Origin of the sequence: Pollutimonas bauzanensis (assembly GCF_900129885.1) — a bacterium.
In the GTDB taxonomy this organism is placed as follows: Bacteria; Pseudomonadota; Gammaproteobacteria; order Burkholderiales; family Burkholderiaceae_B; genus Pollutimonas; species Pollutimonas bauzanensis.
On record NZ_FQXE01000003.1, the window covers coordinates 421,586 to 445,598 of the forward strand.

The 24,013-nt window shown below is 63.0% G+C and carries 22 protein-coding genes, 1 tRNA gene and 1 riboswitch; of the genes, 15 read left to right on the plus strand and 8 right to left on the minus strand.

Going from position 1 to position 24,013, the window contains the following annotated elements; genetic code table 11:
- Nucleotides 1-19 precede the first annotated feature (19 nt).
- The 9 genes from BUB23_RS07850 to BUB23_RS07890 all read left to right on the plus strand — a co-directional run bounded on the left by BUB23_RS07850 (nt 20) and on the right by BUB23_RS07890 (nt 10,732).
- Nucleotides 20-2,107, plus strand: a complete 2,088-nt coding sequence (locus tag BUB23_RS07850; protein WP_073102530.1) for a UvrD-helicase domain-containing protein — start codon at nt 20-22, stop codon at nt 2,105-2,107.
- Between the two features lie 277 nt (nt 2,108-2,384).
- On the plus strand, nt 2,385-3,317 hold the full coding sequence (locus BUB23_RS07855; RefSeq protein WP_281255541.1) for an NAD(P)-dependent oxidoreductase: 933 nt from the start codon (nt 2,385-2,387) through the stop codon (nt 3,315-3,317).
- Between the two features lie 66 nt (nt 3,318-3,383).
- A complete protein-coding gene (locus tag BUB23_RS07860; RefSeq protein WP_073102532.1) occupies nt 3,384-3,764 on the plus strand; it encodes a carboxymuconolactone decarboxylase family protein in 381 nt (126 codons plus the stop codon).
- A gap of 58 nt (nt 3,765-3,822) precedes the next feature.
- Nucleotides 3,823-4,572, plus strand: a complete 750-nt coding sequence (locus tag BUB23_RS07865; protein WP_073102533.1) for an SDR family NAD(P)-dependent oxidoreductase — start codon at nt 3,823-3,825, stop codon at nt 4,570-4,572.
- A 57-nt stretch (nt 4,573-4,629) separates the two neighbouring features.
- Complete coding sequence (locus BUB23_RS07870) at nt 4,630-5,994, plus strand: MmgE/PrpD family protein (RefSeq protein WP_073102534.1); 1,365 nt, start codon at nt 4,630-4,632, stop codon at nt 5,992-5,994.
- Nucleotides 5,995-6,031: 37 nt separating this feature from the next.
- The gene (locus BUB23_RS07875) at nt 6,032-6,982 is read left to right on the plus strand and encodes a branched-chain amino acid ABC transporter permease (protein ID WP_073102535.1); all 951 of its coding nucleotides are present in this window, start codon (nt 6,032-6,034) and stop codon (nt 6,980-6,982) included.
- Complete coding sequence (locus BUB23_RS07880; RefSeq protein WP_073102536.1) at nt 6,983-8,758, plus strand: branched-chain amino acid ABC transporter ATP-binding protein/permease; 1,776 nt, start codon at nt 6,983-6,985, stop codon at nt 8,756-8,758.
- Nucleotides 8,751-9,458, plus strand: a complete 708-nt coding sequence (locus tag BUB23_RS07885; protein ID WP_073102537.1) for an ABC transporter ATP-binding protein — start codon at nt 8,751-8,753, stop codon at nt 9,456-9,458. The genes BUB23_RS07880 and BUB23_RS07885 overlap by 8 nt, the downstream gene beginning before the upstream one ends.
- A 44-nt stretch (nt 9,459-9,502) precedes the next feature.
- Nucleotides 9,503-10,732, plus strand: coding sequence for an ABC transporter substrate-binding protein (locus tag BUB23_RS07890; protein ID WP_073102538.1), 1,230 nt, complete (start codon nt 9,503-9,505; stop codon nt 10,730-10,732).
- A 51-nt stretch (nt 10,733-10,783) separates the two neighbouring features.
- Here BUB23_RS07890 and BUB23_RS07895 read toward each other — a convergent pair whose 3' ends face one another.
- The 4 genes from BUB23_RS07895 to BUB23_RS07910 all read right to left on the minus strand — a co-directional run bounded on the left by BUB23_RS07895 (nt 10,784) and on the right by BUB23_RS07910 (nt 14,072).
- Complete coding sequence (locus tag BUB23_RS07895) at nt 10,784-11,695, minus strand: LysR family transcriptional regulator (RefSeq protein ID WP_245801198.1); 912 nt, start codon at nt 11,693-11,695, stop codon at nt 10,784-10,786.
- Between the two features lie 164 nt (nt 11,696-11,859).
- A complete protein-coding gene (locus BUB23_RS07900) occupies nt 11,860-12,093 on the minus strand; it encodes a hypothetical protein (protein WP_073102540.1) in 234 nt (77 codons plus the stop codon).
- A gap of 258 nt (nt 12,094-12,351) precedes the next feature.
- Nucleotides 12,352-13,101, minus strand: a complete 750-nt coding sequence (locus BUB23_RS07905; RefSeq protein WP_425439533.1) for an enoyl-CoA hydratase — start codon at nt 13,099-13,101, stop codon at nt 12,352-12,354.
- On the minus strand, nt 13,092-14,072 hold the full coding sequence (locus tag BUB23_RS07910; protein WP_073102542.1) for an NAD(P)H-dependent flavin oxidoreductase: 981 nt from the start codon (nt 14,070-14,072) through the stop codon (nt 13,092-13,094). Before BUB23_RS07910 ends, BUB23_RS07905 begins: the two co-directional genes overlap by 10 nt.
- A gap of 180 nt (nt 14,073-14,252) precedes the next feature.
- Between BUB23_RS07910 and BUB23_RS07915 the strand changes: the two genes are divergently transcribed.
- Both BUB23_RS07915 and BUB23_RS07920 read left to right on the plus strand, forming a co-directional pair.
- Nucleotides 14,253-15,473 carry a CaiB/BaiF CoA transferase family protein gene (locus BUB23_RS07915; protein ID WP_073102543.1) on the plus strand — a complete coding sequence of 407 codons (1,221 nt, stop codon included), beginning with the start codon at nt 14,253-14,255 and terminating at the stop codon, nt 15,471-15,473.
- On the plus strand, nt 15,470-17,005 hold the full coding sequence (locus BUB23_RS07920; protein WP_073102544.1) for a 3-hydroxyacyl-CoA dehydrogenase: 1,536 nt from the start codon (nt 15,470-15,472) through the stop codon (nt 17,003-17,005). Before BUB23_RS07915 ends, BUB23_RS07920 begins: the two co-directional genes overlap by 4 nt.
- Before the next feature lie 104 nt (nt 17,006-17,109).
- Here the strand turns inward: BUB23_RS07920 and BUB23_RS07925 are convergent, their stop codons facing one another.
- Complete coding sequence (locus tag BUB23_RS07925) at nt 17,110-18,042, minus strand: c-type cytochrome (RefSeq protein WP_073102545.1); 933 nt, start codon at nt 18,040-18,042, stop codon at nt 17,110-17,112.
- A gap of 254 nt (nt 18,043-18,296) precedes the next feature.
- Between BUB23_RS07925 and BUB23_RS07930 the strand changes: the two genes are divergently transcribed.
- Nucleotides 18,297-18,371, plus strand: a tRNA-Arg gene (locus BUB23_RS07930).
- Nucleotides 18,372-18,598: 227 nt separating this feature from the next.
- Nucleotides 18,599-18,880, plus strand: a complete 282-nt coding sequence (locus BUB23_RS07935) for a hypothetical protein (RefSeq protein WP_073102546.1) — start codon at nt 18,599-18,601, stop codon at nt 18,878-18,880.
- 47 nt (nt 18,881-18,927) lie between these two features.
- Here the strand turns inward: BUB23_RS07935 and BUB23_RS07940 are convergent, their stop codons facing one another.
- Complete coding sequence (locus tag BUB23_RS07940; protein ID WP_073102696.1) at nt 18,928-20,577, minus strand: Na+/H+ antiporter; 1,650 nt, start codon at nt 20,575-20,577, stop codon at nt 18,928-18,930.
- 295 nt (nt 20,578-20,872) lie between these two features.
- Nucleotides 20,873-21,045, plus strand: a riboswitch (yybP-ykoY riboswitch).
- Nucleotides 21,046-21,059: 14 nt separating this feature from the next.
- Between BUB23_RS07940 and mntP the strand changes: the two genes are divergently transcribed.
- Nucleotides 21,060-21,629 carry a manganese efflux pump MntP gene (gene mntP, locus BUB23_RS07945; protein ID WP_073102547.1) on the plus strand — a complete coding sequence of 190 codons (570 nt, stop codon included), beginning with the start codon at nt 21,060-21,062 and terminating at the stop codon, nt 21,627-21,629.
- Here the strand turns inward: mntP and gshA are convergent.
- Nucleotides 21,626-23,191 carry a glutamate--cysteine ligase gene (gene gshA, locus BUB23_RS07950; RefSeq protein ID WP_073102548.1) on the minus strand — a complete coding sequence of 522 codons (1,566 nt, stop codon included), beginning with the start codon at nt 23,189-23,191 and terminating at the stop codon, nt 21,626-21,628. The two genes, mntP and gshA, sit on opposite strands and share 4 nt — an antisense overlap.
- Before the next feature lie 81 nt (nt 23,192-23,272).
- Here gshA and BUB23_RS26650 point away from each other — a divergent pair, with 81 nt between their 5' ends.
- A complete protein-coding gene (locus BUB23_RS26650) occupies nt 23,273-23,764 on the plus strand; it encodes a hypothetical protein (protein WP_073102549.1) in 492 nt (163 codons plus the stop codon).
- On the opposite strand, the gene BUB23_RS07960 is transcribed toward BUB23_RS26650, so the two are convergent.
- On the minus strand, nt 23,649-23,963 hold the full coding sequence (locus BUB23_RS07960; protein WP_073102550.1) for a helix-turn-helix domain-containing protein: 315 nt from the start codon (nt 23,961-23,963) through the stop codon (nt 23,649-23,651). The genes BUB23_RS26650 and BUB23_RS07960 overlap by 116 nt on opposite strands.
- Between the last annotated feature and the right edge of the window lie 50 nt (nt 23,964-24,013).

A 24,013-nucleotide genomic window follows, 5' to 3' on the forward strand; every position in this document is an offset into this window, starting at 1 on the left:
AGCGCCCGATCTGAACGCCATGCAGCGTCAGGCGGTGCTGTATCTGGATGGCCCCTGTCTGGTGCTGGCCGGGGCCGGCAGCGGGAAAACGCGGGTCATCACGCAGAAAATCGCCTATCTGCTGCGCGAATGCGGCTATTCGGCAAGGCAGGTCGTGGCGCTTACCTTCACCAACAAGGCGGCGCGCGAGATGAACGAACGGGTCAAGCTGCTGGTCGACCCCAAGCTGGCCAAGGGCCTGACGGTCAGCACGTTTCACTCGCTGGGCTTGCGCTTTCTGCGCGAGGAAGCCGCGCATGCCGGCCTGAAGCCGCAGTTTTCCATCCTGGACTCCAACGACGCGCTGGCGATCATCCAGGAGTTGCTGGCCACCACGGACAAGGCGCGCCTGCGCGCGGTGCAGCAGAATATTTCCCTGTGGAAAAACGCCTTGATGGACCCCGATGCGGCCGACCGCAGCGCCGCAAGCCCCAGCGAAGTGGAGGCTGCCAAGATCTATCGCAGTTATAGCGCCACGCTGGTTGCTTACCAGGCCGTCGATTTCGACGACCTGATCCGGCTGCCCGCCTTGCTGCTGGAACATAACGCCGAGGTGCGCCAGCGCTGGCAGGCGCGCGTGCATTACCTGCTGGTCGACGAGTACCAGGACACCAATGTATGCCAGTATCGGCTGGTGCAGTGGCTGACCGGGCAGCGCGCGATGCTGACCGCTGTCGGCGACGACGACCAGGCCATTTATGCATGGCGCGGCGCCACAGTGGAAAACCTTGCCAAGCTCACCACCGATTATCCCGCCCTGAAAGTGATCAAGCTCGAGCAGAATTACCGCTCCGTGCAGCGCATTCTTTCAGCGGCCAACCAGGTCATCGCCAAGAATCCGAACCTGTTCGGCAAGAAGCTGTGGTCCGACCTGGGGGTGGGCGAACCCATACAGGTCACGCCCATGGACAGCGAGGAAGCCGAGGCCGAATCCATAGCCGTGCGCCTGTCGGCCGCGCGCTTCGAGCGGCAGGCCGAGTGGCGCGATTTCGCGGTGCTGTACCGCAGCAATCACCAGGCGCGCGCCCTGGAACAAGCGTTGCGCAACCTCAGGATTCCCTACATCATTTCCGGCGGGCAAAGCTTTTTCGAGAAACCCGAGATCCGCGACATCCTGGGGTATTTGCGCCTGGTGGCCAACGATGCCGACGACCCGGCATTCATCAGGTCGGTGACCACCCCGCGCCGCGGCATAGGCCAGGCCACGCTGCAAACGCTGGGCCAGTTCGCCGCCGAGCGCCAGCTGTCGCTGTTCGAGGCCATCTTCGAGATCGGCGCCACGGAAAGGCTGGCTGCCAAACAACTGGAGCCCCTGCAGGTTTTTGGCAGCTTCATCCAGCGCATCCAGGCGCGCGCCGGCCGCAAGGACGGGACGGCGCGCGTGATGCCGGGCACCGGCAGCCTGTTCGGCGCCGATGACGCCCATGGCGCTGTCGGGGCCGACGGCGCGCGGGACGATACGGCGGGAGCCATACTGGACGATCTGCTCAATGCCATCCAGTACGAGCGTTTTTTATATGACACGCTGGAAGAGCGCCCGGCCCAAACGCGCTGGCACAATGTGCAGGAACTGGTGGGCTGGCTAAAGCGCAAGGCCGAGGAAGACGGCTTGACGCTGTTGCAATTGGTGCAGCATGTGGCGCTGGTGACCATGCTGGAGCGTTCCGACGACGAGGACCCCGACGCCGTCAAGCTGTCCACCTTGCACGCCTCCAAGGGGCTGGAATATCCCCATGTGTTCCTGGCGGGCGTCGAAGAGGGCCTGCTGCCGCACCTGGGGCGCGACGAAGACGACGCCGATCCGGCGGCCGCGGCCGATGCCATGGCCCTGCGCATCCAGGAAGAGCGCCGCCTGATGTATGTCGGCATCACCCGCGCCCAGCGCACGCTGCACCTCACCTGGTGCAAGAAGCGCCGCCGGGCGCGCGAAGACGTGGTGCGCGAATGTTCGCGCTTTATCGAAGAGATGGGCCTTGCGCAGGTCAGGCAGGAAGAAGACCCGGCCACCCGCGCGCTCAGCCCCAAAGACCGCCTGGGCATGCTCAAGGCCTTGCTGAATAAAGCGTGATCCGGCCGCCACGCGCGTCGGGAAGTATGACGATATTGAAGATTCTGATATGTGTTTGTTGAAGGCGCGGTTCATGGCGATCGGCCTAGAATAATTGCAGACACTGCGACTGGCGCTCCGGCCCAGCCCGCCCCGCTCGAAGACAGTGAACAAACATACCCTAGAGCAAAACAATTTGCCGGATATCGGAGACGAGACATGCTGCGTATTTGCGTAGTCGCTGCCGCGTTCGCGGCCAGCCTTTCCACACCCAATCGTAACCGCATTGCATTCGGCGTTGCGCCGGCAGCGTCGCCAATCAATGAAAGGAAATAGCATGGATAGCATGGTGTATGGCTTCGTCGGGGTGGGCCGCATGGGGGCGCCCATGACCAGGCGGCTGTTGAGCGCGGGTCGCCAGGTCGTGGTGCATGACCTTGCGGCGGACGCGGTGGAAGCGCTGGTCGCGGGCGGAGCCCGAAAGGCGGAGACCCCCCAGGCGGTGGCGGATCAGGCGGATGTGGTGTTCCTCAGTCTGCCCAACCCGGAAATTGTGCAGGCCGTTGCGCTCGGCCCGGAAGGGCTCGCCGGGGGCAAGCGCGCCAGGCATATCGTCGATTTCTCGACGATAGGGCCGCGGGCGGCAAAAATCCTGGCCGCGGCGTTTCAGCAGCGCCAGGTGGCTTATATCGATGCGCCGGTCAGCGGCGGAGTAAAGGGAGCCACAGAAGGAATGCTGGCTGTGATGGTGTCATGCCCGAATGCGGCCTACGCATTCATCGAGCCCATATTGAAACGTTTCGGGAAGGTGTTTCATTTGGGTGAAGGCGCGGGCCAGGCGCAAACAATGAAACTCGCGAACAACTTGCTGGCCGCTGCCGCGCTGGCCGTTTCGGCGGAAGCCGTGGTCATGGGGGTCAAGGCGGGAATCGATCCCAAAGTCATGCTCGATGTGATCAATTCGGGCTCCGGACGCAATAGCGCGACCCAGGATAAATTCCCCCGCGCCGTGCTGCCGGGCACTTTCGATTTCGGCTTCGCTACCGGCCTGTCATACAAGGATGTGCGCCTGTGCGTGGACGAGAGCGAGTCCTTGGGCGTGCCGATGGTGGTGGGCGCCGCGGTGCGCGAGATGCTGGCTGTCACGAACGCCATATATGGGGCGGATTCCGATTTCACGTCCATTGTGCGAGTGGTGGAGAGCTGGGCTGGAGTAGAGGTTCGAGGCTGACGCGGGCTCTTCGATTGCGCATGGGATGTATTTATCGCTGTTTTTACTTTGATGGGGAGTAGCGCCATGAATGATGAGTTGTTCGAGCGGGGCCTGGAAATCCGTAAATCGGTATTGGGCAAAGAGTTCGTGGAGAAGTCGATTGCGTCGGCGGACGATTTCAATATGCCGATGCAGCGGCTGACCACCGAATATTGCTGGGGGGCCGTGTGGGGGCGCGATGGATTATCGAAAAAAACCCGCAGCATGCTGAACCTGGCCATGATCGGCGCGCTCAACCGTCCGCAGGAACTGAAAATGCATGTCGCGGGCGCCCTGCGCAATGGCGTCACAAAGGATGAAATCCGGGAAATTCTTCTGCAGGTGGCGATCTACGCCGGAATTCCCGCGGGGGTGGATTCGTTTCGCATTGCGCGGGAGGTCTTCGCTGCCGGCGACGAATCCTGACGCCGCCGCGCGGCCATCGCCGCAATGAAATGTTCTGAATGAACCGATAGGAGACGATATGGGCAGGTTGGACGGAAAAACGGCCGTGGTGACAGGGGCGGGCGGCGGCATTGGCAAAGAAATCGCCTATGCTTTTGCGGCGGAAGGCGCGCAGCTTGCTTTCCTGGACAACAACGGGGAACTGGTGAGCGCGGCGGCGGCCGGCGCGCCGGGCGCCAGGGGGCGGGCCTATGTATGCGACGTGTCCGATCGCGTCGCGGTGCTGGAAGCGGTCGACAGTTTCGCGCGCGATGCCGGCGGCCTCGACATCCTGGTCAACAATGCCGTGCATTTCCATTACGCGCCATTGGTCGATATGGACGAAGACGTGGTCGACAAAATGATAGCGGTCGGCCTCAAGGGCGCGCTATGGTCCCTGCAGGCGGCTACGCCGCACTTGATTGCGCGCGGGGGCGGATCGGTCATCAATCTGTCGTCGATCGCGGTGTCGTTTTCCATCAGGAATGCGGGGGTATACACGGCGATCAAAGGCGCGCTCGATGCCTTGACCCGCCAACAGGCCGTCGAGCTGGGCCCGCATCATATCCGGGTCAACGCCCTGGCGCCAGGGCCCGTCGCGACGCCGGGGGCCAGCTCCGTGATCGATGAGCAAGGCTGGGAATCCCGCCGCCTGCGCACGCCGCTGGGACGGCTTGCAAGCGCCTCGGAAATCGCCTCGGCAGCGGTTTTCCTTGCTTCGGACGAGGGCGCGAGCATCGCTGGCGTCACGCTGAAAATCGATGGAGCCATTACGGTCTGTGGACCGTAATAATGGCGGCGCGCGGCGCGCGGCCGGGAAGGCCTGTCGTCTATTACGGAGTCGTAGATGGAAACCAAAGAGCCTGAAACTATTCGGACAGCGGCGCTTGAGGTCGTCACGACCGCAATGATAGTGCCGTCCGGCTCGTTTTCCGACGTGGCGATGGTGAAGGCGAAGTCATGCCTGCTGGATTACCTGTCGTGCGCATTCGAGGCGCTGACCCTTCCCTGGAGCCGTCAGGCATTTGCCCTGGCGACCCCGACCGCGGAAGGAGCCCATATGGTAGGCCGGAGCATGATCTGCTCCCCCGGGGCTGCGGCATTTGCCAATGCCGTGGCCGGCCATGGCCTGGTGCGCGAAGACATGCATCCCGCAAGCGTCGTCCATCTGGGGGTGGTGGTCTGGCCTGTCGTGCTGGCCTTGTCCGAGCAGCACAGGGTGTCGGGGCGGCAGGCTTTGGCGGCGGCGATCGTAGGCTATGAGGTGGGCGCGCGCATAGGGCGCGCGGCGATGTCCAGCGATCTGGCGCGCTTGTTCCGGCCCACGGGCCTGATGGGCCCCTTTGCCGCCGCCCTGGCGGGGGCTCGTATTGCGGGGCTGGATACGCAGCAGGCGCTGTCCGCTTTTGCGCTGGCGGCCAATTGTTGCTCCGGGCTGAACGAATGGCCGCACACCGGGGGCAGCGAGATGTATTTCCATCCCGGGTTTGTCGTGAAGAACGCATTGACCTGTCTCGAGCTGGCTGGCAACGGGGCGCTTGCCTCGGCCTCGATACTGGAAGGCGAGGGCGGGTTCTTCCAGGCCTATGCGCGCACCTCGATGGCATCGCCCATCGTGCTCTTTCCGGAAGGCGACGCCGAAATCCTTTCAGTCTTCAACAAGCCCGTTCCGGCCTGCAATTTTGCCCAGTCGCCCTGCCAGGCGGCGCTCGAGGCGGCGCGGCGAATCGGCGGGGACAGCCGCCGTATCGCCGCCGTGCGCATAGATACGACCCTGGCGGCCGTGCGTTATCCGGGATGCGCCGCAAAAGGGCCGTTCCGCTATGCCTTGCAGGCCAAAATGAGCATCCCGTTCGGGGTGGCGGCGACGCTTGCCAGAGGCGCGATTGAAGAGGGCAATTACAGCAATCTGGACGACGGGGAGATCGCCAGGCTGATGTCGGGGACGACCCTGGCCAGCGACGGCCAATATACCGCCGCCTTCCCGGCCAGGCAAGGAGCCCGGGTCACGCTTTCGCTGGATGACGGCACTTCGGTGGTCAGTGAGATGGATGACGTTGTGGCGGCCGACAGCGAATTGATACGCCGCCGCTTCCGCCAGGCGGCGAGCGCGGTGGTCGGCGCGCAACGGGCGATGGAAATCGAGGACATCGTCGACCGCCTGGACACGGAGCCTGATGCCGGAGTGCTGGCCATGCTGTGCGCTGCATGACAGGCCTGTCCGATAAAAACATGCGACGGGGACACGAATGACTGAATTGCAGATTTTTTCCGAGGCCCTGCTCCAGGCTCTGGCCGCCGGACTGTTGGTCGGGGGCCTGTATGGGCTGATGTGCCTCGGGCTGGCCATGATATTCAGCATCATGCGGGTGATCAATTTCGCCCAGGGCGATTTCATGATGCTTGGCATGTATGTCGCCTACTTTTTCTTCATGCTTCTGGGCACCCAAAGCGTCCTGGGGCCTTATGTCTCGATACTGCTGACGGTCCCCATCATGTTCATGGCGGGTTACCTGGTCCACTACTTCCTGATATCGAAAGTGACGGGCAGCCGCACTGCAAGCCTGGAGGGCGAGGGGCATTACGCGCAGCTCGTCCTCACGCTGGGCCTGGCGCTCATTCTGCAGAATGGCGGCATGATGCTGTTCGGTTCGCAACTGGTTTCGATACGCACCCCCTTGTCCAGCAGCGCGTGGGAAGTGGGTCCCATGTGGGGGGATTTTGTCAGCATCTTCATCAATAAAGGCCGCGGGGTCGCGGCAATCATCTCGCTGCTGGTCATCGTCCTGTTTACCTTGCTTGTCCATCGCACCCGCCTGGGCAAATCGTTGCGGGCCGCGGCCGACAACCCCGTGGCATCGTCTTATATGGGGATAGACGTCAACCGGGCCTACCGCATCGCTTTCGCCCTGGGCACCTGCATCACCGCTTTGGCCGGCGGGCTGTTGGCGACGAATTATCCATTCCACCCATTTGTCGGCCTCGAGTTCGTAATCATCATGTACGCCGGCGTGGTGCTCGGCGGCATGGGCAGCATTCTGGGAGCGTTCTGGGGAGGAATGGCGATAGGCCTGGTGCAGCAGCTGTCCAGCCTCGTGCTGCCGACGCAATTGCAGAATGCCGCCATCTTTGTGTTTTTCCTGTTGATTGTGACGCTCAGGCCTCAAGGGCTCTTTGGCCGTGTTTCGGAGAGAACCTGAATGAAAGCCTTCCGGACCAGCCTGATCCTTCTTCTGGCCGCGGCTGCCTATCTGGGCCTTGCGCTGGCCGTCGAGAATTCTTATCACCAGTTGATCCTGACCCTGGTGCTGATCTGGGCCAGCTTCGGGCTATCGTGGAACATGCTCAGCGGGTATACCGGCCTGGTTTCCTTCGGCCACGCATCATTCTTTGGACTAGGCGCTTACGCGACTGTGCTGGCGCAGATCCATTTCGGGCTCAGCCCCTGGGTCATGATACCCGTGTCGGGGGTGATCGGCGCCCTGGCCGGCTTGTTGATCGGTCTTCCCACCTTCCGCCTGCGGGGCCACTATTTTGCGCTTTCGATGCTCGCGTATCCCTTGGCGCTGCTGTATATATTTGAGTGGCTGGGTCTGCAGGAAGTCACCTTTCCCATGAAGCGCGAGGATCCGGCGTGGTTCATGCAGTTTTCCGACCCGCGCATCTACACGGCTATCGCGCTTGCCATGCTGCTTCTCTTTATCCAGATTACGCGGCACGTCGAGCGCACGCGGTTCGGCATGGGCCTGATCGCCATAAAGCAGAACGAGGCCGCCGCCGAAGCCGCCGGCATCGATACGCTAAGGTTGAAACTCAAGGCCATCGCCCTGAGCGGCGCGATCGCCGGCGCCACCGGCGCCTTTTACGCAGTGGTGTTGCTGGTCGTTACGCCTATCTCGGTATTCGGCATGCTGGTTTCCGCCCAGGCCCTGACAGTAGCCATGTTCGGCGGAGTGGGCACGGTATGGGGCCCCATCATAGGCGCCGCGATCCTGATCCCCCTGGGCGAGATTCTCCACGCCGAGCTCGGCTCCCGATTTCCCGGCATACAGGGGGTCATCCTGGGCGTGGCCATCGTCGTGGTGATCCTGGTCGCCCCGGAAGGCATCTTCTGGAAAGCCAGGGACTCATGGCGCAAAAGAAGCAAGGGCCTTGCCGCCGGGCCGGCGATTCCGCGGACGGCCGGCCCAGGCAGTTTCGCGGGCGCCGGCCCGGCGCCCTTGGCCAGGCGCGAACTTTCCGATGAAATCATTCTGGATGTCCAGTCGCTTTCCAGAAGCTTCGGCGGCCTGAAGGCGGTGCAGGACGTCAGCTTCAAGGTGCGCAAGGGCATGGTCCTGGGCATTATCGGCCCCAACGGCGCAGGCAAGACGACGCTGTTCAATGTGCTGAATGGCTTCCTGCGGCCCGACGCCGGACGAGTCATCGTCAATGGCGTCGACATGGCGGGGCGCAAGCCCCATGCATTATGCGCGGCCGGAGTCGGACGCACATTCCAGGTCATGCGTCCGTTCATGCGCCTGACCGTCGCCCAGAACGTGAAGGTTGGCGCTTATGTCAAGGCGCGCACCGAACCGGAAGCGGAATCGTTTGCCGCGCGCGCGATTGCACAGCTCGGCTTGTCTGATTGCGCCGCGCGCCTGGCCTCGACCCTGACGACCAAAGAGCTGCGCTTGATGGAACTGGCCCGGGCGCTGGCGGGGCAACCGCGGCTATTGCTGCTGGACGAAACGCTTGCGGGATTGGGGCAAAGCGAAATCGATGACGTGATCGCCGGAATACGCTCGCTGTCCGCGGCCGGCATTACGATTGTCATTATCGAACACACCATGCAAGCCATGGTCCGGCTCGTGGACGAGTTCGTCGTGCTCGATCACGGTGAAGTGCTGGTCGTCGGGCAGCCCCAGGCCATCACGCGGGACAAGCGGGTAATCGAGGCCTATCTGGGCAAGAAATGGAGCGCGAGAAATGCTTGAAATCAGGCAGCTCGTGGCGGGCTACTCCGCCATACCCGTCCTCCAGCATGTGGACGTGACGGTGAACGACGGCGAATTCGTGTCCATCGTCGGTCCCAATGGCGCGGGCAAGAGCACCTTGTTCAAGACGATTTCCGGGTCCGTGCGGGCGATGTCGGGCTCCATACGATTCGATGGGCGCGACCTCCTTGCCGTGGAGCCGTGGCGCCGGCCGCATCTGGGCATCGCGCACGTGCCCGAAGGAAGGCAGGTTTTCGCCTCCATGACGGTGCTGGAAAACCTGGAGATGGGCGCATACACGGATGCCGGCCGCCGCGACTGGAGCCGCAATCTGGAACGCATCTATGAATGGCTGCCTGTCTTGAAACAGCGCTCGGCGCAATTGGCCGGAACATTGTCGGGCGGCGAGCAACAGATGGTGGCCATCGGCCGGGGCCTGGCGTCTTCGCCGCGGCTCTTGATGCTCGACGAGCCCTCGATGGGTTTATCCCCGGCAATCGCGGACTTCATTTTCGATCGGCTGATGGACATACGCAAGGAGGCAAAGCTGACCATCCTGCTCGTGGAGCAGCGGGTGGCGGAGGCGCTGCAGTTCGCCGACCATGGCTATGTGCTCGAAACGGGCAGGGTGGTGCTGGAAGGAAGCAATGAAACATTACAGGCGGATGATCGTGTCCGCCGGGCGTATCTCGGGATGTAAATCCGGGTTGAACCCGCGCCAGCGGGAAACAAGAGGAGACGACGATGAAGAGATTTACCAATGCAGGCCTTGGCGCCGCCATGGCCTTGTCGATAGGCATGCTGGCCTCGAATTATGCATCGGCCGCCCGGGCGGCCGATGCGCCGCCCGTTGCGGTCGGCCTGATCGCGCCCATGTCCGGCCTTTATGCGCGCTACGGGCAAGTGATGCGCATGGGCGCCGAAATGGCCATCAAAGACATCAACGATAAAGGCGGAATCAACGCTCTGGGCGGCGCCAAACTGAAACTGGAGGTCATCGATTCCGGCGATACCACCGAGAAAGCCAAGAGCGCCGCCCAGCGCATGGTGGCGGACTATCCCAATCTGGTGGCGGGCACCGGCGCGTATCTCAGTTCGTTCACGCTGGCGGTGACCGAGGTCACCGAACGCGCGAAGCTTCCCATGTTGACCTTGTCGTATTCGGATCAAATTACCAACCGCGGGTTCAAATACATATTCCAGACCTCGGCGACGGCGGGCAAGCAGGCTGAAATCGCATTGCCGACCATTTTGAGTCTGGCTGAAAAGGCATCGGGCAAACGCCCCAGAACCGTCGCCGTCATTACCGATAATACGGCCGCGTCATTGTCGTCCGTCAAGGCCATGAAAGAAGGGCTGCTCGAAAAGAACGGCCTGACGCTGGTCGTCGACGAAACGTTCACGCCGCCGCTGGCGGACGCGTCGTCGCTCATACAGCAAGTCAGGTCGCGCCGTCCGGACCTGGTTTTCTTCCTGCCCACGGTCATTTCCGATGCCAAGCTGATCCTCGAGAAAATGAACGAGATGAATGTGCGCGTGCCGGTGATTTCGTTTGGCATCGCGATCGCCGAGCCCGAAGTGCTCAATACGGTAAGTCCGCAACTGCTCAACGGCGTGATGTCGGCGGTGGCCAACTGGGGGACCAAGGGGCAGGAGGCCCTGATCCAGCGCATGAAGACGGAATACAAGGAGCCCTGGATGACGCAAAACGCCATTTCCACCTATGGCGATATGTGGATCATCAAGGCGGCGCTGGAAAAGGCCGGCAAGGCGGATCGGGAAGCGATGGCGCAGGCCCTGCGCACAATGGACGAAGGAAAGTCTCCTTACTTTCCGGGCGGCGAACTGAAATTCGATCAGGCGGGCCACCGTCTCGGCGCCAGCCTGACCGTGATTCAGTGGCAGGATGGGGTTCCCGTTACGGTCTTTCCGGAGGATCTCGCTCTGGCCAAGCCCATTTGGCCCGGAAAGTGACCAGCGACGCGGAGTCCCCGGCCCGGCAAGGGCCCGGCCGGCGCCGCCTGGTCAGGCAGGAGGCGACCACCGTCCTTGCTCGACCAGCTGCTGCACCAGCTGCCTTACGTAAATCATCAGGTCGCGCGAGGCCTTGGTCGATGGCCGCTGCGTGGAGGAGGCCACCACGAGGCTGCGGGTGATGGTGGGCTCGACGATCTTCCAATAGCGAATCCGGCGGCTGGTAATCAGTTCATGGGCGCTGGAGTACGACAAAATGGTGTAGTAGCCCACGCCGTGCTCGATCAGGCTCAGGGTGGACGACATCGCGTCCATCTCGAGCTGGATATTGGGCGTGACGCCGGCTTTGTCGAGATATTCATCGATCAGTATGCGCAGCCCATGCGGCCGGTTCGGGAGAATCAGCGGGATGCTGCGCAAGTTCGACGCGCGTATCGGCCCTTCCCCGGCCCTGGCCGGGTCATTGATGGGGCCCAGCAAAAACAGCTCGTCGGTGAGCAGCGGATCGCTGGCCAGCATGCCGTTGTACCGGGTGTGATAAAGAATGGCGATGTCCAGGCGGCCCGTCATCAGCCATTCCTGAACGTGTCCGCTGAAACCTTCCATGATGCCCAGCGATACATGGGGAAACGCGTTCTGGAATTTTTCCACCAGCGGCGCAGCCAGCACGGCCTGCACCGAAGGCGGCATGCCTATCAGTACACGCCCCGAGGGTTCGCTGCCCAGTGCGGCCAGTTCTTTCTTGGCCGCCGCGGCGGTGTCCAGGATACCTCGCGCATATTGTTCAAAGCGCTTTCCCGCCTCACTGAGCACGACGCCATGGCCGGTGCGGTGATAAAGGGCGACGCCCAGCTCTTGCTCCAGGGCCTTGATCTGCCGGCTTAGAACGGGCTGAGCGACGGAAATGCGCAATGACGCACGCGAAAACGATTTGAAATCGGCAATCGCGAGGAAGTATTCCATTTGCCTTAGTTCCATAGCCCCTTATATACAACGTTGATTTTCTCCGCTATGGGTGCTTGTACCGGGGCGGCCGCAAGGCTTACGTCTTCCGCATATACGCAAAAAAGCCTGCCGATATGGCAGGCTTTTTAGTACAAGCAGCGCTGGATTTGCTTTGGCGCCGCTTACCAGGCCGTACGCGTGTAGCGGGCGTCTTTGGCGCGGGCTTCGTCAAGGGCGCGCGTCACATCGATCATATAGCCGGCAAAAGCCTTGAAGCCTGCTTTCAGGCCGCCAAATGCCTGTTTGCCCAGGGTAACGATCGAAACTGCCTCACCATTGCTCCACGAGTCGCGCATGATGTCGCGTTCGAGAGAATCGCTCAGGCGGCTGTACTGGTTGTAAGAAAGATTCGACATAATTACTCACCTTTAAAAGAGCTGTGTGCTGACATGAGTAATTATAGGGTTTACCCTAGGATATAGCTAGGGTAAACCCTAATCTTTTTTAAATGCCGGGAAAGTGGTGTTTATCCGCCACAAAATAACTTGAGGATATGCTTGCCAAGCCAAGCCAAGCCAAGCCAAGCCAAGCCAAGCCGAGCCAAGCCGAGCCAAGCCAAGCCAAGCTGGCTGATGGCTGATGGCGGGCGACGTCCAGCGGCGCGCCTTCGCCCTTCAGTCAGCCTTGCGCTCGAAAAAGCGCCGAAACGCAGCCTGGGCTTCATCGCTTTGCAAGCGTTCGCTGAAAAGGTCCCGTTCCTTGTCGAAACTGCGCATCAGGTCGGCGCGGCCGGGTTCGCGCAGCATGCGCTTGGATATCCTGAGCGCCTGCGCCGGCTGCTTGTCCAGCGCTGCGGCCGTCGCCCGGGCAAGGCTCAAGGCCTGGCCGGCGGGGGCGACGCCTGTAATGAAACCACTGTCCCAGGCCTGCGCGGCGCTGAACGGTTGTCCCAGCAGCAGCCATTCAGCGGCGCGGCGCGCTCCGACGAGCTGGCCCAGCAGCGTGCTGGAGCCGCCTTCGGGGCATAGCCCCAATGACACGAACGGCATGCTGAACAGCGCCGTCTCGCCGGCATAGACGAAATCGCAGTGCTGCAGCAGCGTCGCCCCCACGCCGATGGCGTGGCCTTCGACCGCCGCGATCACCGGCACGTCGATATTGGCCAGGGTGCGCAGAAAGGCCAGGGCGGGGCTGTCGGCAATGCCGCGCCTGGCCGCCTGGAATTCGCTCAAATCATTGCCGGCCGTGAAGCAATCGCCGGCGCCGGTCAGGATCACGGCGCGGCAGCCGGGATCGGCCTGGGCTTTTTGCAGGCCCTGATCCAGCGCCTGGTACATGGTGCCGGTCAGGGCATTGCGCCGTTCGGGGCGATCGATGGTGAGGGTCAGGCAGCGCCCGTCCAGGCTGCTGACTATCATGCGCAGGCTCCCGCGAACGAGTCTTTGAGGGACAGGCAGGCCTGCACGTATTCCTGCTTGAGCTTGTCGACGATATGCTCGACCGGCAGGATGCTGTCTATGCTGCCTACCCCCTGGCCGGCGCCCCAGATGTCGCGCCACGCCTTGGTCCTGCTGCTGCCGAAATCGATGAGATCGGTGTTGGCGGCGGAGAGATTGTCCGGGTCCAGTCCGGCCGCCTCGATGCTGGGCTTGAGATAGTTGCCGGGAATGCCGGTGAAAAAGGGCGTGTAGAGGATATCGCTGGCCTGGGCCCGGACCAGCATCTGCTTGTAGGCTTCCTGGGCTTGCGCCTCGCGGCTGGCAATGAAGCGTGTGCCTATGTAGGCGAAATCGGCTCCCATTGCGCGCGCCGCCAGCACGTCCTGGCCGCGGGTGATGGCGCCCGACAAGGCGATGGGGCCGTCAAAGATCCTGCGCACTTCGGCCAGCAGGGCAAAGGGGCTGAGGGTGCCCGCGTGGCCGCCGGCGCCCGAGCACACCAGGATCAGGCCGTCCACCCCGGCGTCCAGCGCCTTGCGGGCATGGCGCAAGGTGGTCACGTCATGGAAGACCTTGCCGCCCCAGCCATGCACGGCGTCGACCACCTCGTTGGGCGCGCGCAGGCTGGTGATGATGAGCGGCACTTTGTGCTCGGCGCATACGGCCAGGTCTTCCTGCACGCGGTCATTGGATTTGTGGATGATGTGATTGATGGCATAGGGCGCGACGATGCGGCCGGGCTCGCGGCGCCTGAGGTCCGCCAGGGCGGTGTCGATCTGGGTCAGCCATTGCGCCAGCCTGCTTTGGGGCCGCGCATTGAGCGCCGGCATGGACCCGATGATGCCGCTGGCGCATTGGGCGATCACCAGCTCGGGGCCGGACACAATAAACATCGGCGCCGATATGACCGGCAAGGAAAGCTGCTGGTAAAGCTGTGTGACAGTGCTGCGGGGCATTCGGCGGGTCTCCTGGAATGGGGTGGCGCAGCGCCGCGTGGCGTCGGGACGCGACTCGCGGTGCGCCGCTGCCATATTCTAGGGCCAAATCGGTCGCCTGATGAGACGCCGCGGCGTGGCGCGGGCGCTCATGCGCCAGATGAGGCAAAATACCGCTTTTACTTGCTGCGCGGTTCACTCATGTCTTTACGTCCTGCCCCCCTTACCGGAATTCGTGTTTTAGACCTTACCCGCGTGCTGGCCGGGCCATGGTGCACCCAGAACCTCGCCGACCTCGGCGCCGAAGTCATCAAAATCGAGAGGCCCGGCGCCGGCGACGATACCCGCGGCTGGGGGCCTCCCTATCTCAAGGATGCGCACGGCAAGGACACGACGGAGGCGGCCTACTATGCCTCGGCCAACCGCAACAAGCAGTCGGTGGCCATCGATATCGCCACCGAGCGCGGCGCCGGCCTGGTGCGCGAGTTGTCCAGGCAATGCGATATCCTGGTCGAAAACTTCAAGGTCGGCGGCTTGCGCAAGTATGGGCTGGACTACGAAAGCATAAAGGCCATCAACCCGGCCCTGATCTACTGTTCCATCACCGGCTTCGGCCAGACCGGGCCTTATGCCAGCCGCCCCGGCTACGATTTCATGATCCAGGGCATGGGCGGGCTGATGAGCATCACGGGCGAGCGCGACGACCTGCCCGGCGGCGGCCCGCAAAAGGCCGGCGTGGCCGTGGCCGACCTGATGACGGGCATGTATTCCACGGTGGGCATACTGGCGGCGCTGCACGAGCGCGGCCGCAGCGGCCTGGGCCAGCATATAGACATGGCCTTGCTGGATTGCCAGGTGGCCATGCTGGCCAACCAGAATCTCAATTATCTGACCACGGGCGTCGCCCCCAGGCGCGCCGGCAACGCGCACCAGAATCTCGTGCCTTACCAGGTGTTTGCCGCGGCCGACGGCCACCTGATCGTGGCGGTGGGCAACGACACGCAGTTCAAGGCTTATTGCCATGTCATCGGCCGGCCCGCCCTGTCCGACGATATGCGCTTCAAAACCAATTCCAACCGCGTGATTCATCGCGAAATTCTGATACCGCTGCTGACCGAAGCCATGAAAGCCCAGGCGCGCGATTATTGGCTCGAGGCGCTGGAGCGCGTCGGGGTGCCGGCCGGCCCCATCAATACCATCGAACAGGTGTACCAGAACCCGCAGGTCAAGGCGCGCGGCATGCAGCAGACCTTGCCGCACAGTTCCGCCGGCCAGGCTCCGGTGGGCGCCAGTCCCTTGCGGTTTTCCGCCAGCCCGGTCAACTATCGCCATGCCGCGCCCTTGCTGGGCGAACACACACAACAGGTCCTGCGCGAGCGCCTGGGCCTGTCAGACGAAGAAATCCAGGAGTTGACTCAATGAAGCATATCAAGACCATAGGCATAGTCGGCGCGGGCGCCATGGGGCGCGGAATCGCCCAGATCGCGGCGCAAGCGGGTTTCGACGTGCTGTTGTTCGACCTGAACGCCGATGCGGTCGCCGCCGCGCGGACGAATCTGAGCCAAACATGGGACAAGCTGGCCGCCAAGGGGAAAATCACGCCCGAAGCCGCGGCCCAGTCCCTCGAGCGGCTGCTGCCCTGCCAGGACCTGCAGGCGATGGGCAAGGCCGACCTGGTGATCGAAGCCGTCGTCGAGCGGCTGGAGGTCAAGTGCGATCTTTTCCGGCAGCTTGAAGGCGTCGTGGCGGCGGATTGCATCCTGGCGTCCAACACCTCGTCGCTGCCCATCACCGCCATCGCCCAGGCCTGCGCGCATCCGGAACGCGTGGCGGGCTTCCATTTTTTCAATCCCGTGCCGCTGATGAAGGTGGTCGAGATCATCGACGGCTTGCGCTCCGATCCCCGGACCGGCGACGCGCTGATGGCGCTCGCCCGGGAAATGGGGCATACCCCTGTGCGGGCCAGGGACATGCCCGGCTTTATCGTCAACCATGCCGGGCGCGGCATGAATATCGAGGGCCTGAAGGCGGCGCAGGAAGCCGTGGCGCCGTTCTACCAGATAGACGCCATCATGCGCGAGCAGGGCGGGTTCCGCATGGGGCCATTCGAGCTGCTGGACCTGACCGGGCTGGACGTATCGCACGCCGTCATGGAATCCATCTATCAGCAGTTCTATGACGAACCGCGTTTCCGTCCATCGCCCATCACCGCGGTGCGCAGCGCCGGCAAGCTGCTGGGCCGCAAGACGGGGCAAGGCTTCTACGCCTATCCCGACGGCCAGAAGCAAGTGCCCGCCGAACCCGCCGTCCCGGCGCTGCCCGCGGGCCTGAAGGTCTGGCTGGCGCCCTATCATTCGGTGGGCCATAAGCGCGCGGCCGCGCTGCTCAAGAACCTGGGCGCGAACGTGATCGCCGCCGAAGCGCCGCCCGCCGACGCGCTGATCGTTGTCACGCCCTATGGCGAGGACACGGCGTCCGTGGTGGGCGGGCATCAGCTGGATGGCGAACGCAGCGTTGCGCTGGACACGTTTTTCGGCCTGGAACAGGGCAAGCGCCGCGTCCTGATGTGTTCGGCGGCCACCCTGCCAAAATGGCGCGACGCCGCCCATGCCCTGTTTGCCGGCGATGGCACGCCGGTTTCGGTCATCGACGATTCGGCGGGTTTCGTCGGCCAGCGCGTGGTGGCCACCATCGTCAATGTGGCCAGCGATATCGCCCAGCAGGCGATTGCCACGCCTGCGGACATCGATCTCGCCGTATCGCTGGGGCTGGGCTATCCCAAGGGCGGGCCCTTGTCCATGGGCGATGCCCTGGGCGCGGCGCATGTGCTGGAAATCCTGCGGGCGATGTATCGCGTCACCGGCGATATGCGCTATCGGCCCAGCCCATGGCTGCAGCGCCGCGTACAACTGGGCCTGTCGCTGCGCGCCGAACCGGCTTGCGCGGCCAGGTAGCGGTCCCGTCCGGATCGCGCGCCGCGGGCGATTGTCCCGCGGCCCTGCGTACAGATAAAAAAAACCGCCAGGCTCGCCTGGCGGTTTTTGTGTAGCCATTGTTTTTACTTGACGGCATGTACCATGTATTGGACCGCGGCCTTCACTTCCGCATCGCTGGCTTGCGAGCCGCCGCGCGGAGGCATGGCGCCAACGCCGTGGATGGCATTCTGCACCATCGTATCCTCGCCGGTCTCGATGAATTTGGACCATGCGGCCTTGTCGCCGAACTTGGGGGCTCCCGCCACGCCGGTGGCGTGGCAGGCAAAGCAGACCGCCTTGTAGAGTTTTTCGCCGGCCGGATCGATGGCTGCGGTATCCGCGGCGGGCGCGGGGCTTGCGGTTTCGGCAGGCGCCGCGGGAGCGGCCGCAGCCGGCGCTGCTTCGGCAGGAGCCGCCGGCGCGGCTTGCGGCGCGGCGGGCGCCGCGGTTGCGGCTGCGGTTTCCGCCGGCTTGGCCTCGGCCTTGTCGCCGGCGGGTTCCGCGGGTTCCTTGAAGGATGCGCCCGATTTGTTGACCATGTAGACCACGGCGCGCTCGACTTCGAAGTCGCTGAGCGCGGGGTTGCCGCCCTTGGGAGGCATGCCCTTGATGCCGTGGATCGCGTTCTTGATCAGGTCTTCGTAGCCCGCCTTGATGAACGGCGCCCATGCCGCGGTGTCGCCGATCTTGGGCGCGCCCGCCACGCCGGCGGTATGGCAGGCCGTACAGGTTGAATCGAATACTTGCTGCCCGGTCTTCATGACTTTGGGGGCGTTGGCGTCGACCAGGCTGAAACCGGCGACGGGCTTGATGCGCGAGGCAATCGCTTCGGGCGATTGCGCGTCGGAGCCCGAACCCATTTTCGAAGTGGCGGTTACGAGATTGATCAGCAGGACTATGATCAGAATGGGCACAATGAAGGCCAGGATTACAGTTACGATCAACTGCTTGGGCGTTTTGATGAGGCCTTCATGATCCTCGATGGTCGCTTCAACGTGTTCTTCTGTGTTGTTCATAATCGAATCCTGCGTGTTCCTAATCAGAGGGCGCCAAGGCCTGAATTCTGTATGGGTGTGCCATGTGCGGCGGTCCCCGTGCATGGGTTATGCGAAGGACTCAAAGCCACGTGAATGAAGGATTATAACGAGACTGTCGTTTAAGTGCATGAAAGTTGATTCTGCTCAAATTTGGGCAGCATTGAGCGCGGAAAGCGACGGCCTGTCCCGCGCGAAAAAAAAGTATTCGCCAAACACGCTACAATGACGACCCTGCGCCCGTAGTTCAATGGATAGAATGTGAGTCTCCGAAGCTCTTGATACAGGTTCGATTCCTGTCGGGCGCGCCAGTTTTGCATTGCCTCCTTGTGATCCTTGAATTGTATTCATGGATATCACCTTCGACCCCGCCAAAAACGCCGCGAATATTAACCAAGCATGGTGTGTCTCTGGCCGCTGTTTGCGGCCAGGCGGCGGCGCGGAATGCAAGAACGGAAAGGCGTTCGCAGCAGGCTGCGAATCCCGTTGAGTTTGTATATACTGGCCCCCCGGAAAAATGCAGATACGGGCAGTAAACATGGCAACATCAAAAGCACCAGTCTCCCATCCGCTTCGAGCGGCTCAAGATAGCGCCCAGTACCGCGGCGTCTACGACTCCGGCCCTTTCAAGGGCAGGCCCATCGCCCACCCCTACAACACCGTCCTGCTGCGCCTGAGCAGAATGGGGGTCACCGCGCCGGAACGCCAGTTCGACGAGACCGACCAGGCTTATATAGTGCGCATCGACCGCAGCTATACGGGCCTGTTCGGCGACATCATCGCCAGCGGGATACTCGGAAATGGCGGCCTGCCCCGCTAAGGAAAACAACGCAATGCGGCGGGGCCGATATGGCATGGCGCATCCGCCTATGCGGCCTTGCGCGTCAGGCTGGCTTCCATCAGGTCTATCTCGCGCATGAGTTGCTGGTGCAGGCTGTCATCGATGCTGTGGGTGCGGCGCAAGCGGTACAGCTCGTCGCGCTCGGCGCGCAGGGCCTGAATGCGCAGGTGGCGTTCCGCTTCAGCCAGTTGCCTGATGCTTTCGGCATCCTCGCCGGTCGAGTCGCCATAGTCCAGGCGCCGCTGGTAGACATCCAGCAGATGGGCGGCGGCCTCGGCGCGGATGTGGGTGGCGCCGGCGTCCGCCAAGGGCTCGGCGGTGATCTGTTCGATGCGGCGTATGGCGGCTTCCGCCGCGGCAATGCGGGCGCTGTCTTCGTGGCTGCCGCGCACCGGCTTGGGCAGGTCGCCGCCCAGCCCGCGGGTAAGCAGCGGCAGCCCGACGCTGGCGATCAACAGCGACAGCAGGATGACGCCCATCGCCAGGAAAATCGCCATGTCGCGCATCGGAAACGCCGTGCCGTCGGGCATCAGCAAGGGCAGCGTAAGAATGCCGGCCAGGGTGATTGCGCCGCGCACGCCGGCGGTGGCGGTCACCAGCAGCAGCCGCGTCTTCGGCATGTCCATGGTTTCGCCGCGCAGCGCGGCGTTGAACACCGTCAAGCGCAGCGAAATCCACACCCAGACGAAGCGCAGCACGCCGAGCGCGAGCGTAATCGCCACCAGGTAGCCGAGCAATTGCCATTCGCTGGCGACATGCGCGGAAGCGGCCACCTCGGGCAGGCTGCGCAGGATGCGGGGCAGCTGCTCGCCCAGTATGATGAAAATGACGCCATTGAGCGCGGCCTGCACGGTGTCCCATACCGCGGTGCGCTGCATGCGGGTGGCAGCGAGCGGGTGGCCCGCCAGCTCTGAATAGTGCATGGCGATGCCGGCAACGGCGGCCGCGAGTATGCCCGAGACTCCCATATGCTCGGCCGCGAGATAGGCGGCAAACGGGATCAGCAGGCTTATCAATATCTGGCCCGCGGGTTCCTCGCCCGCGCGCTTGATCAGCAGGCGGTTGAGCGTCCCGATGATCCAGGTCACGGCCAGCCCGATCAGCAGCCCGCCGCCGGCGACCACGACAAAGCTCATGGACGCGCTGGCGATCGAAAATGCGCCGGTGACGGCGGCGGCTACCGCGAAGCTGAAGCAGACCAGCCCGGTGGCGTCATTGAGCAGCGACTCGCCCTCGAGGATGTGGGTCAGCCGCGAAGGAATGGGCGAATTGGCGGTCATGGCGGATACCGCGACCGGATCCGTGGGCGATAGAATCGCCGCCAGGGCGAAGGCGACCGCCAGCGGCACGGCCGGAATCATCCAGTCGATCAGAAAACCGATGCCGACCACGGTGAACACGACCAGGCCTATCGCCAGGGTCAGTATCGGCTTCCATTCGCGAAAGAACACGCCTTTCGGAATGCGCCATCCATCTAGGAACAGCAGCGGCGGAATGAACAGCAGGAAGAAAAGGTCGGGGTCCAGGGTGACATCGAATCCGACTCCATAGGACAGGCCCGCGCCGACCGCAATCTGCAGCAAGGGCAGGGGCACCTTCAGCGGCAGCAGCCGCGCGATGAAGCCGCTGACGACAACCGCCAGCAGGAACACCAGAACCATTGTTACGACTTGCATAGGCGATGCTCCATAAGACTGAAGAGCCGTGCGCTCGGACCAAGAGTATATAGCCTGCGCGCGGCGGCCAGGCAGCGCCCGGTTTCCGGCCGCCTGGCCGGCCGCTTTCCGGAAGCCGGACGCAGCGCCGGCCTTTGCGGCAGGCGCGCCTGCCGGCATTGTCTATTGGCGGCGCGCCGTTTTCCCGTGGGCAGGTGAAGCTGGCACGGCAGTTGCGTGATAGCCAGGCAAGGAATTCTTCAGGAGAGGGACGATGCCACCGAAAAGCCGCCTCGCCCGGGATAAATGCTACACTCGCTCCGTCATTTGGGGAGTAGTCTGCTTCCGTCCCCGGAAGCGCCCGCGTCAACATTCTCGGCACCTTCTTGTGCCGTGGCGCCGGCAGCCGTTTTCGGCCTGACGAGACCATTGACATACCAGCGCAATGAGGTCGGGCGCGTCTGGCATGTCATGGAATCGTCGCCCGGCCAGGAACCTCCCCCATGAATTTCGCATCCACCGCATTGCTAGCTTTCGCCATGTCCACCGACGCCTTCGCGGCAGCTGTCGGAAAAGGCGCGGCGCTGCATAAGCCCCGCTTTTCCGAAGCGCTGAAAACAGGCCTTATCTTTGGCGTGATCGAGGCGATTACGCCGGTGGTGGGATGGGGGCTGGGCCTGGCGGCGGCGCCCTACGTGGCGGCCTGGGATCACTGGATCGCCTTCGTCCTGCTCTGTGGCCTCGGATTGCTGATGGTCAGGAACGGCTGTACGCTGCCCGAAGGGCTCCAGGCCAAGCCCGCCAAGCATTCCTTCTGGGTGCTGGCCGCAACCGGCTTCGCCACCAGCATCGACGCCATGGCCGTCGGCGTCGGCCTGGCCTTTCTCGAGGTGGATATTGTCTCGACGGCTGCGGCCATCGGCTTGACGACGATGATCATGGTCACCCTCGGCGTCATGCTGGGAAGGGTCCTGGGGGCGATAGTGGGCCGCCGCGCCGAAATCGCGGGCGGCGCCATCCTGATCGGGATAGGCGCGCTCATCCTGTTCGAGCATCTGAGCGGGGCGGCCTAGCAGGGCCGCTTCAGCGCCGCGTGATAGCGGGCCACATAGCTGGCGAAGTCTTCCGTGTCGCTGTCTTCCAGGCGCTTCTGCTCGGCGATCGAGTCGCTGGCGATCTGCTTGTACTCTTGCATGGCGGCGGCGCTCAAGGGCCGCGCCCGCAATGCGTCGCGATGTTGCAGGCTTTGCTCCAGCGAATAGTCGTGCAGGCTCAGGCCGGTGTCGCGCATGTGCCGCAGCAGCTGCGCCGAAGGCGTCTGCTGGCTGTCCTGGATTTTGCAGGCCTGCGCCGCCACGGCCTCGGCATGCTCGGCGCCGCCATGCGCGGCGTCGAGCAGATCCGCATAGGGCATGAGGCGCTCGAGCAATTCCTGGCCCCAGTCCGCAAGCGATATGGGCTTGTTCTGCTTTATCAAGACCAGGCCCGGCTTGCGCCCTTCCTTGACCACCAGGCCGAAGTTGTCGTGGCTGTCGCGGCAATAGCCATTGTTGGGGAACAGGGGACTGTCTTCGACCGCGCAAAACAGCAGGAAGGCGTCCATGAAGCGGCTGGTCACGGCGGAAATGCCGATGGGCGAGCTTGGGTCGATATCCAGGCAGCGCACTTCGATGTATTGCACACCGCGTTCCGCCAAGGCGGTGGCGGGCCGTTCACAGCGGCTGGTCGTGCGTTTCGGGCGGATGTTCGAGTAGAACTCGTTTTCGATTTGCAGGATATTCGTGTTCAGCTGTATCCATTCGCCATTGCGATGGGTGCCTATCCTGACGTAATCGGGCCATGGGGTCGTCACGGCGCCGTAGAGGCGCTCCAAAAAGGTTTCCAGGTCGTTGTAGCACAGCTGCAGGTCGGATTGCGCCTTGTTCTGATAGCCCAGGTCGCTCATGCGCAGGCTGGTGGCATGGGGCAGATACAGGGTGTCGGCGTCGAATTCCTGCAAGGGATGGTCCAGGCCCCGCATAAAGCTTTTCGACACGGCGGGCGAGGCGCCGAACAGGTACATCAGCAGCCAGGAATGCCGGCTGAAGTTGCGGATCAGGGCCAGATAGCCCTTGGACCGCCGGTCCTGGGGGGAAATGCCTTCTATGCCGATGACGTCCCATAATTCGTCGGGCAGGGAAAAATTGTAATGCACGCCGGCGATGCACTGCATGGCCTTGCCGTAGCGCACGGCCAGGCCGCGCCGGTATACATGCTTGAGCATGCCGGTATTGGAGGTGCCGTACCAGGCGATGGGTATGTCGGCTTCGGCCGGCAGCAGCGCCGGCATGGACTGGTTCCATATCAGTTCTTGCGGCATCTGCTGCGCGACGTAGCGGTGCGTTTTATCCAGTTCGTCGAGCAGGCCGTCGATGGAATCATGCGTGCCCGTAATCAGCTCCAGCAGCGCCTCGGAATAATCGGTGGTGATGCGGGCATTGGCCAGCGCCGAACCCAGGACGGGGGGGTGCGGCGTTGTAGCCAATACGCCTTGTTCGTCGACACGCAGCCCTTCTTTTTCGATACCGCGCAAAATGCCTTTTAGCGCGGGCTGGTTTTGGCCGAGCGACACGAGGCGTTGGTTAGTTGAGGTCATTACAGGGTATCTTTATAGAATAGAGGTCTTGATCGTTGCCGATTTTACCTGAGGGGGCTAGCGTTGATACGCATTGGATTGATGGCATTGTTGTCCGGTTTCTTGTTGGCTTGCACGCCCACCTACAACTGGCGCGAGGTGGCGCTGGCGGACGGCGCGGTGCAGGCGCTCTTCCCCGACAAGCCGATTACCCAGGAAAGGCCGCTGAATTACGCCGGCCATGAACTGCGTTTCAGCCTGAGCACGGCGGCGGTGGATGGCGCCGTGTTTGCGGTGGGCTATGCCGCCTTGCCCGAGGGCCTGCGTTCGGCGCCGGAAAAGCCGCGCGAGCTGGCCGCCTCGGTAGTGGCTTCGCTTTACCGGAGCCTGGGCGCGGAGCCCCCGGCGCAGCCGCCGGCAATGGGCGCGCCCTTTGTCATCGAAGGCAAGTCGCAGCAAGGTCCGGTGCGCATGCGCGCTAGGGTTTGGCTGACGGACCATGCCTTGATCGAGGGGATTGTGACGGCCGATCAGGCGTCGTTTCCTGAGCAGCAGGCAGATGAATTTCTGCGCGGGTTGCAAGTGGCTCGGTAAGGCTGGGCAGCAGCCCCAATTGCAATGCGGCCGTGATGGCGGCCTGGCGCCCATGTACGCCTAGTTTGCGGCAGGCGTTATGGACATGGAAGTTGATGGTGCGCTCGGTCAGGCCCAGGATGACGCCCATCTCCCAGCTTGTCTTGCCGACTGCCGCCCAGCGCAGGCATGCCAATTCTCGATCGGTTAGCGGTTTCATGTGTCAGCCCCCTTTCGCGGGACATGGTTTTGATACTTATTTTATGTAAA

Bases quoted from the DNA above. Each gene is read 5' to 3' on its own strand.
- BUB23_RS07850 (WP_073102530.1), top strand. From the start codon at position 20: ATGCAGCGTCAGGCGGTGCTGTATCTGGATGGCCCCTGTCTGGTGCTG.
- BUB23_RS07860 (WP_073102532.1), top strand. From the start codon at position 3,384: ATGAATGATGAGTTGTTCGAGCGGGGCCTGGAAATCCGTAAATCGGTA.
- BUB23_RS07865 (WP_073102533.1), top strand. From the start codon at position 3,823: ATGGGCAGGTTGGACGGAAAAACGGCCGTGGTGACAGGGGCGGGCGGC.
- BUB23_RS07870 (WP_073102534.1), top strand. From the start codon at position 4,630: ATGGAAACCAAAGAGCCTGAAACTATTCGGACAGCGGCGCTTGAGGTC.
- BUB23_RS07875 (WP_073102535.1), top strand. From the start codon at position 6,032: ATGACTGAATTGCAGATTTTTTCCGAGGCCCTGCTCCAGGCTCTGGCC.
- BUB23_RS07880 (WP_073102536.1), top strand. From the start codon at position 6,983: ATGAAAGCCTTCCGGACCAGCCTGATCCTTCTTCTGGCCGCGGCTGCC.
- BUB23_RS07885 (WP_073102537.1), top strand. From the start codon at position 8,751: ATGCTTGAAATCAGGCAGCTCGTGGCGGGCTACTCCGCCATACCCGTC.
- BUB23_RS07890 (WP_073102538.1), top strand. From the start codon at position 9,503: ATGAAGAGATTTACCAATGCAGGCCTTGGCGCCGCCATGGCCTTGTCG.
- BUB23_RS07895 (WP_245801198.1), bottom strand. From the start codon at position 11,695: ATGGAATACTTCCTCGCGATTGCCGATTTCAAATCGTTTTCGCGTGCG.
- BUB23_RS07900 (WP_073102540.1), bottom strand. From the start codon at position 12,093: ATGTCGAATCTTTCTTACAACCAGTACAGCCGCCTGAGCGATTCTCTC.
- BUB23_RS07910 (WP_073102542.1), bottom strand. From the start codon at position 14,072: ATGCCCCGCAGCACTGTCACACAGCTTTACCAGCAGCTTTCCTTGCCG.
- BUB23_RS07915 (WP_073102543.1), top strand. From the start codon at position 14,253: ATGTCTTTACGTCCTGCCCCCCTTACCGGAATTCGTGTTTTAGACCTT.
- BUB23_RS07920 (WP_073102544.1), top strand. From the start codon at position 15,470: ATGAAGCATATCAAGACCATAGGCATAGTCGGCGCGGGCGCCATGGGG.
- BUB23_RS07925 (WP_073102545.1), bottom strand. From the start codon at position 18,042: ATGAACAACACAGAAGAACACGTTGAAGCGACCATCGAGGATCATGAA.
- BUB23_RS07935 (WP_073102546.1), top strand. From the start codon at position 18,599: ATGGCAACATCAAAAGCACCAGTCTCCCATCCGCTTCGAGCGGCTCAA.
- BUB23_RS07940 (WP_073102696.1), bottom strand. From the start codon at position 20,577: ATGCAAGTCGTAACAATGGTTCTGGTGTTCCTGCTGGCGGTTGTCGTC.
- mntP (WP_073102547.1), top strand. From the start codon at position 21,060: ATGAATTTCGCATCCACCGCATTGCTAGCTTTCGCCATGTCCACCGAC.
- gshA (WP_073102548.1), bottom strand. From the start codon at position 23,191: ATGACCTCAACTAACCAACGCCTCGTGTCGCTCGGCCAAAACCAGCCC.
- BUB23_RS26650 (WP_073102549.1), top strand. From the start codon at position 23,273: ATGGCATTGTTGTCCGGTTTCTTGTTGGCTTGCACGCCCACCTACAAC.
- BUB23_RS07960 (WP_073102550.1), bottom strand. From the start codon at position 23,963: ATGAAACCGCTAACCGATCGAGAATTGGCATGCCTGCGCTGGGCGGCA.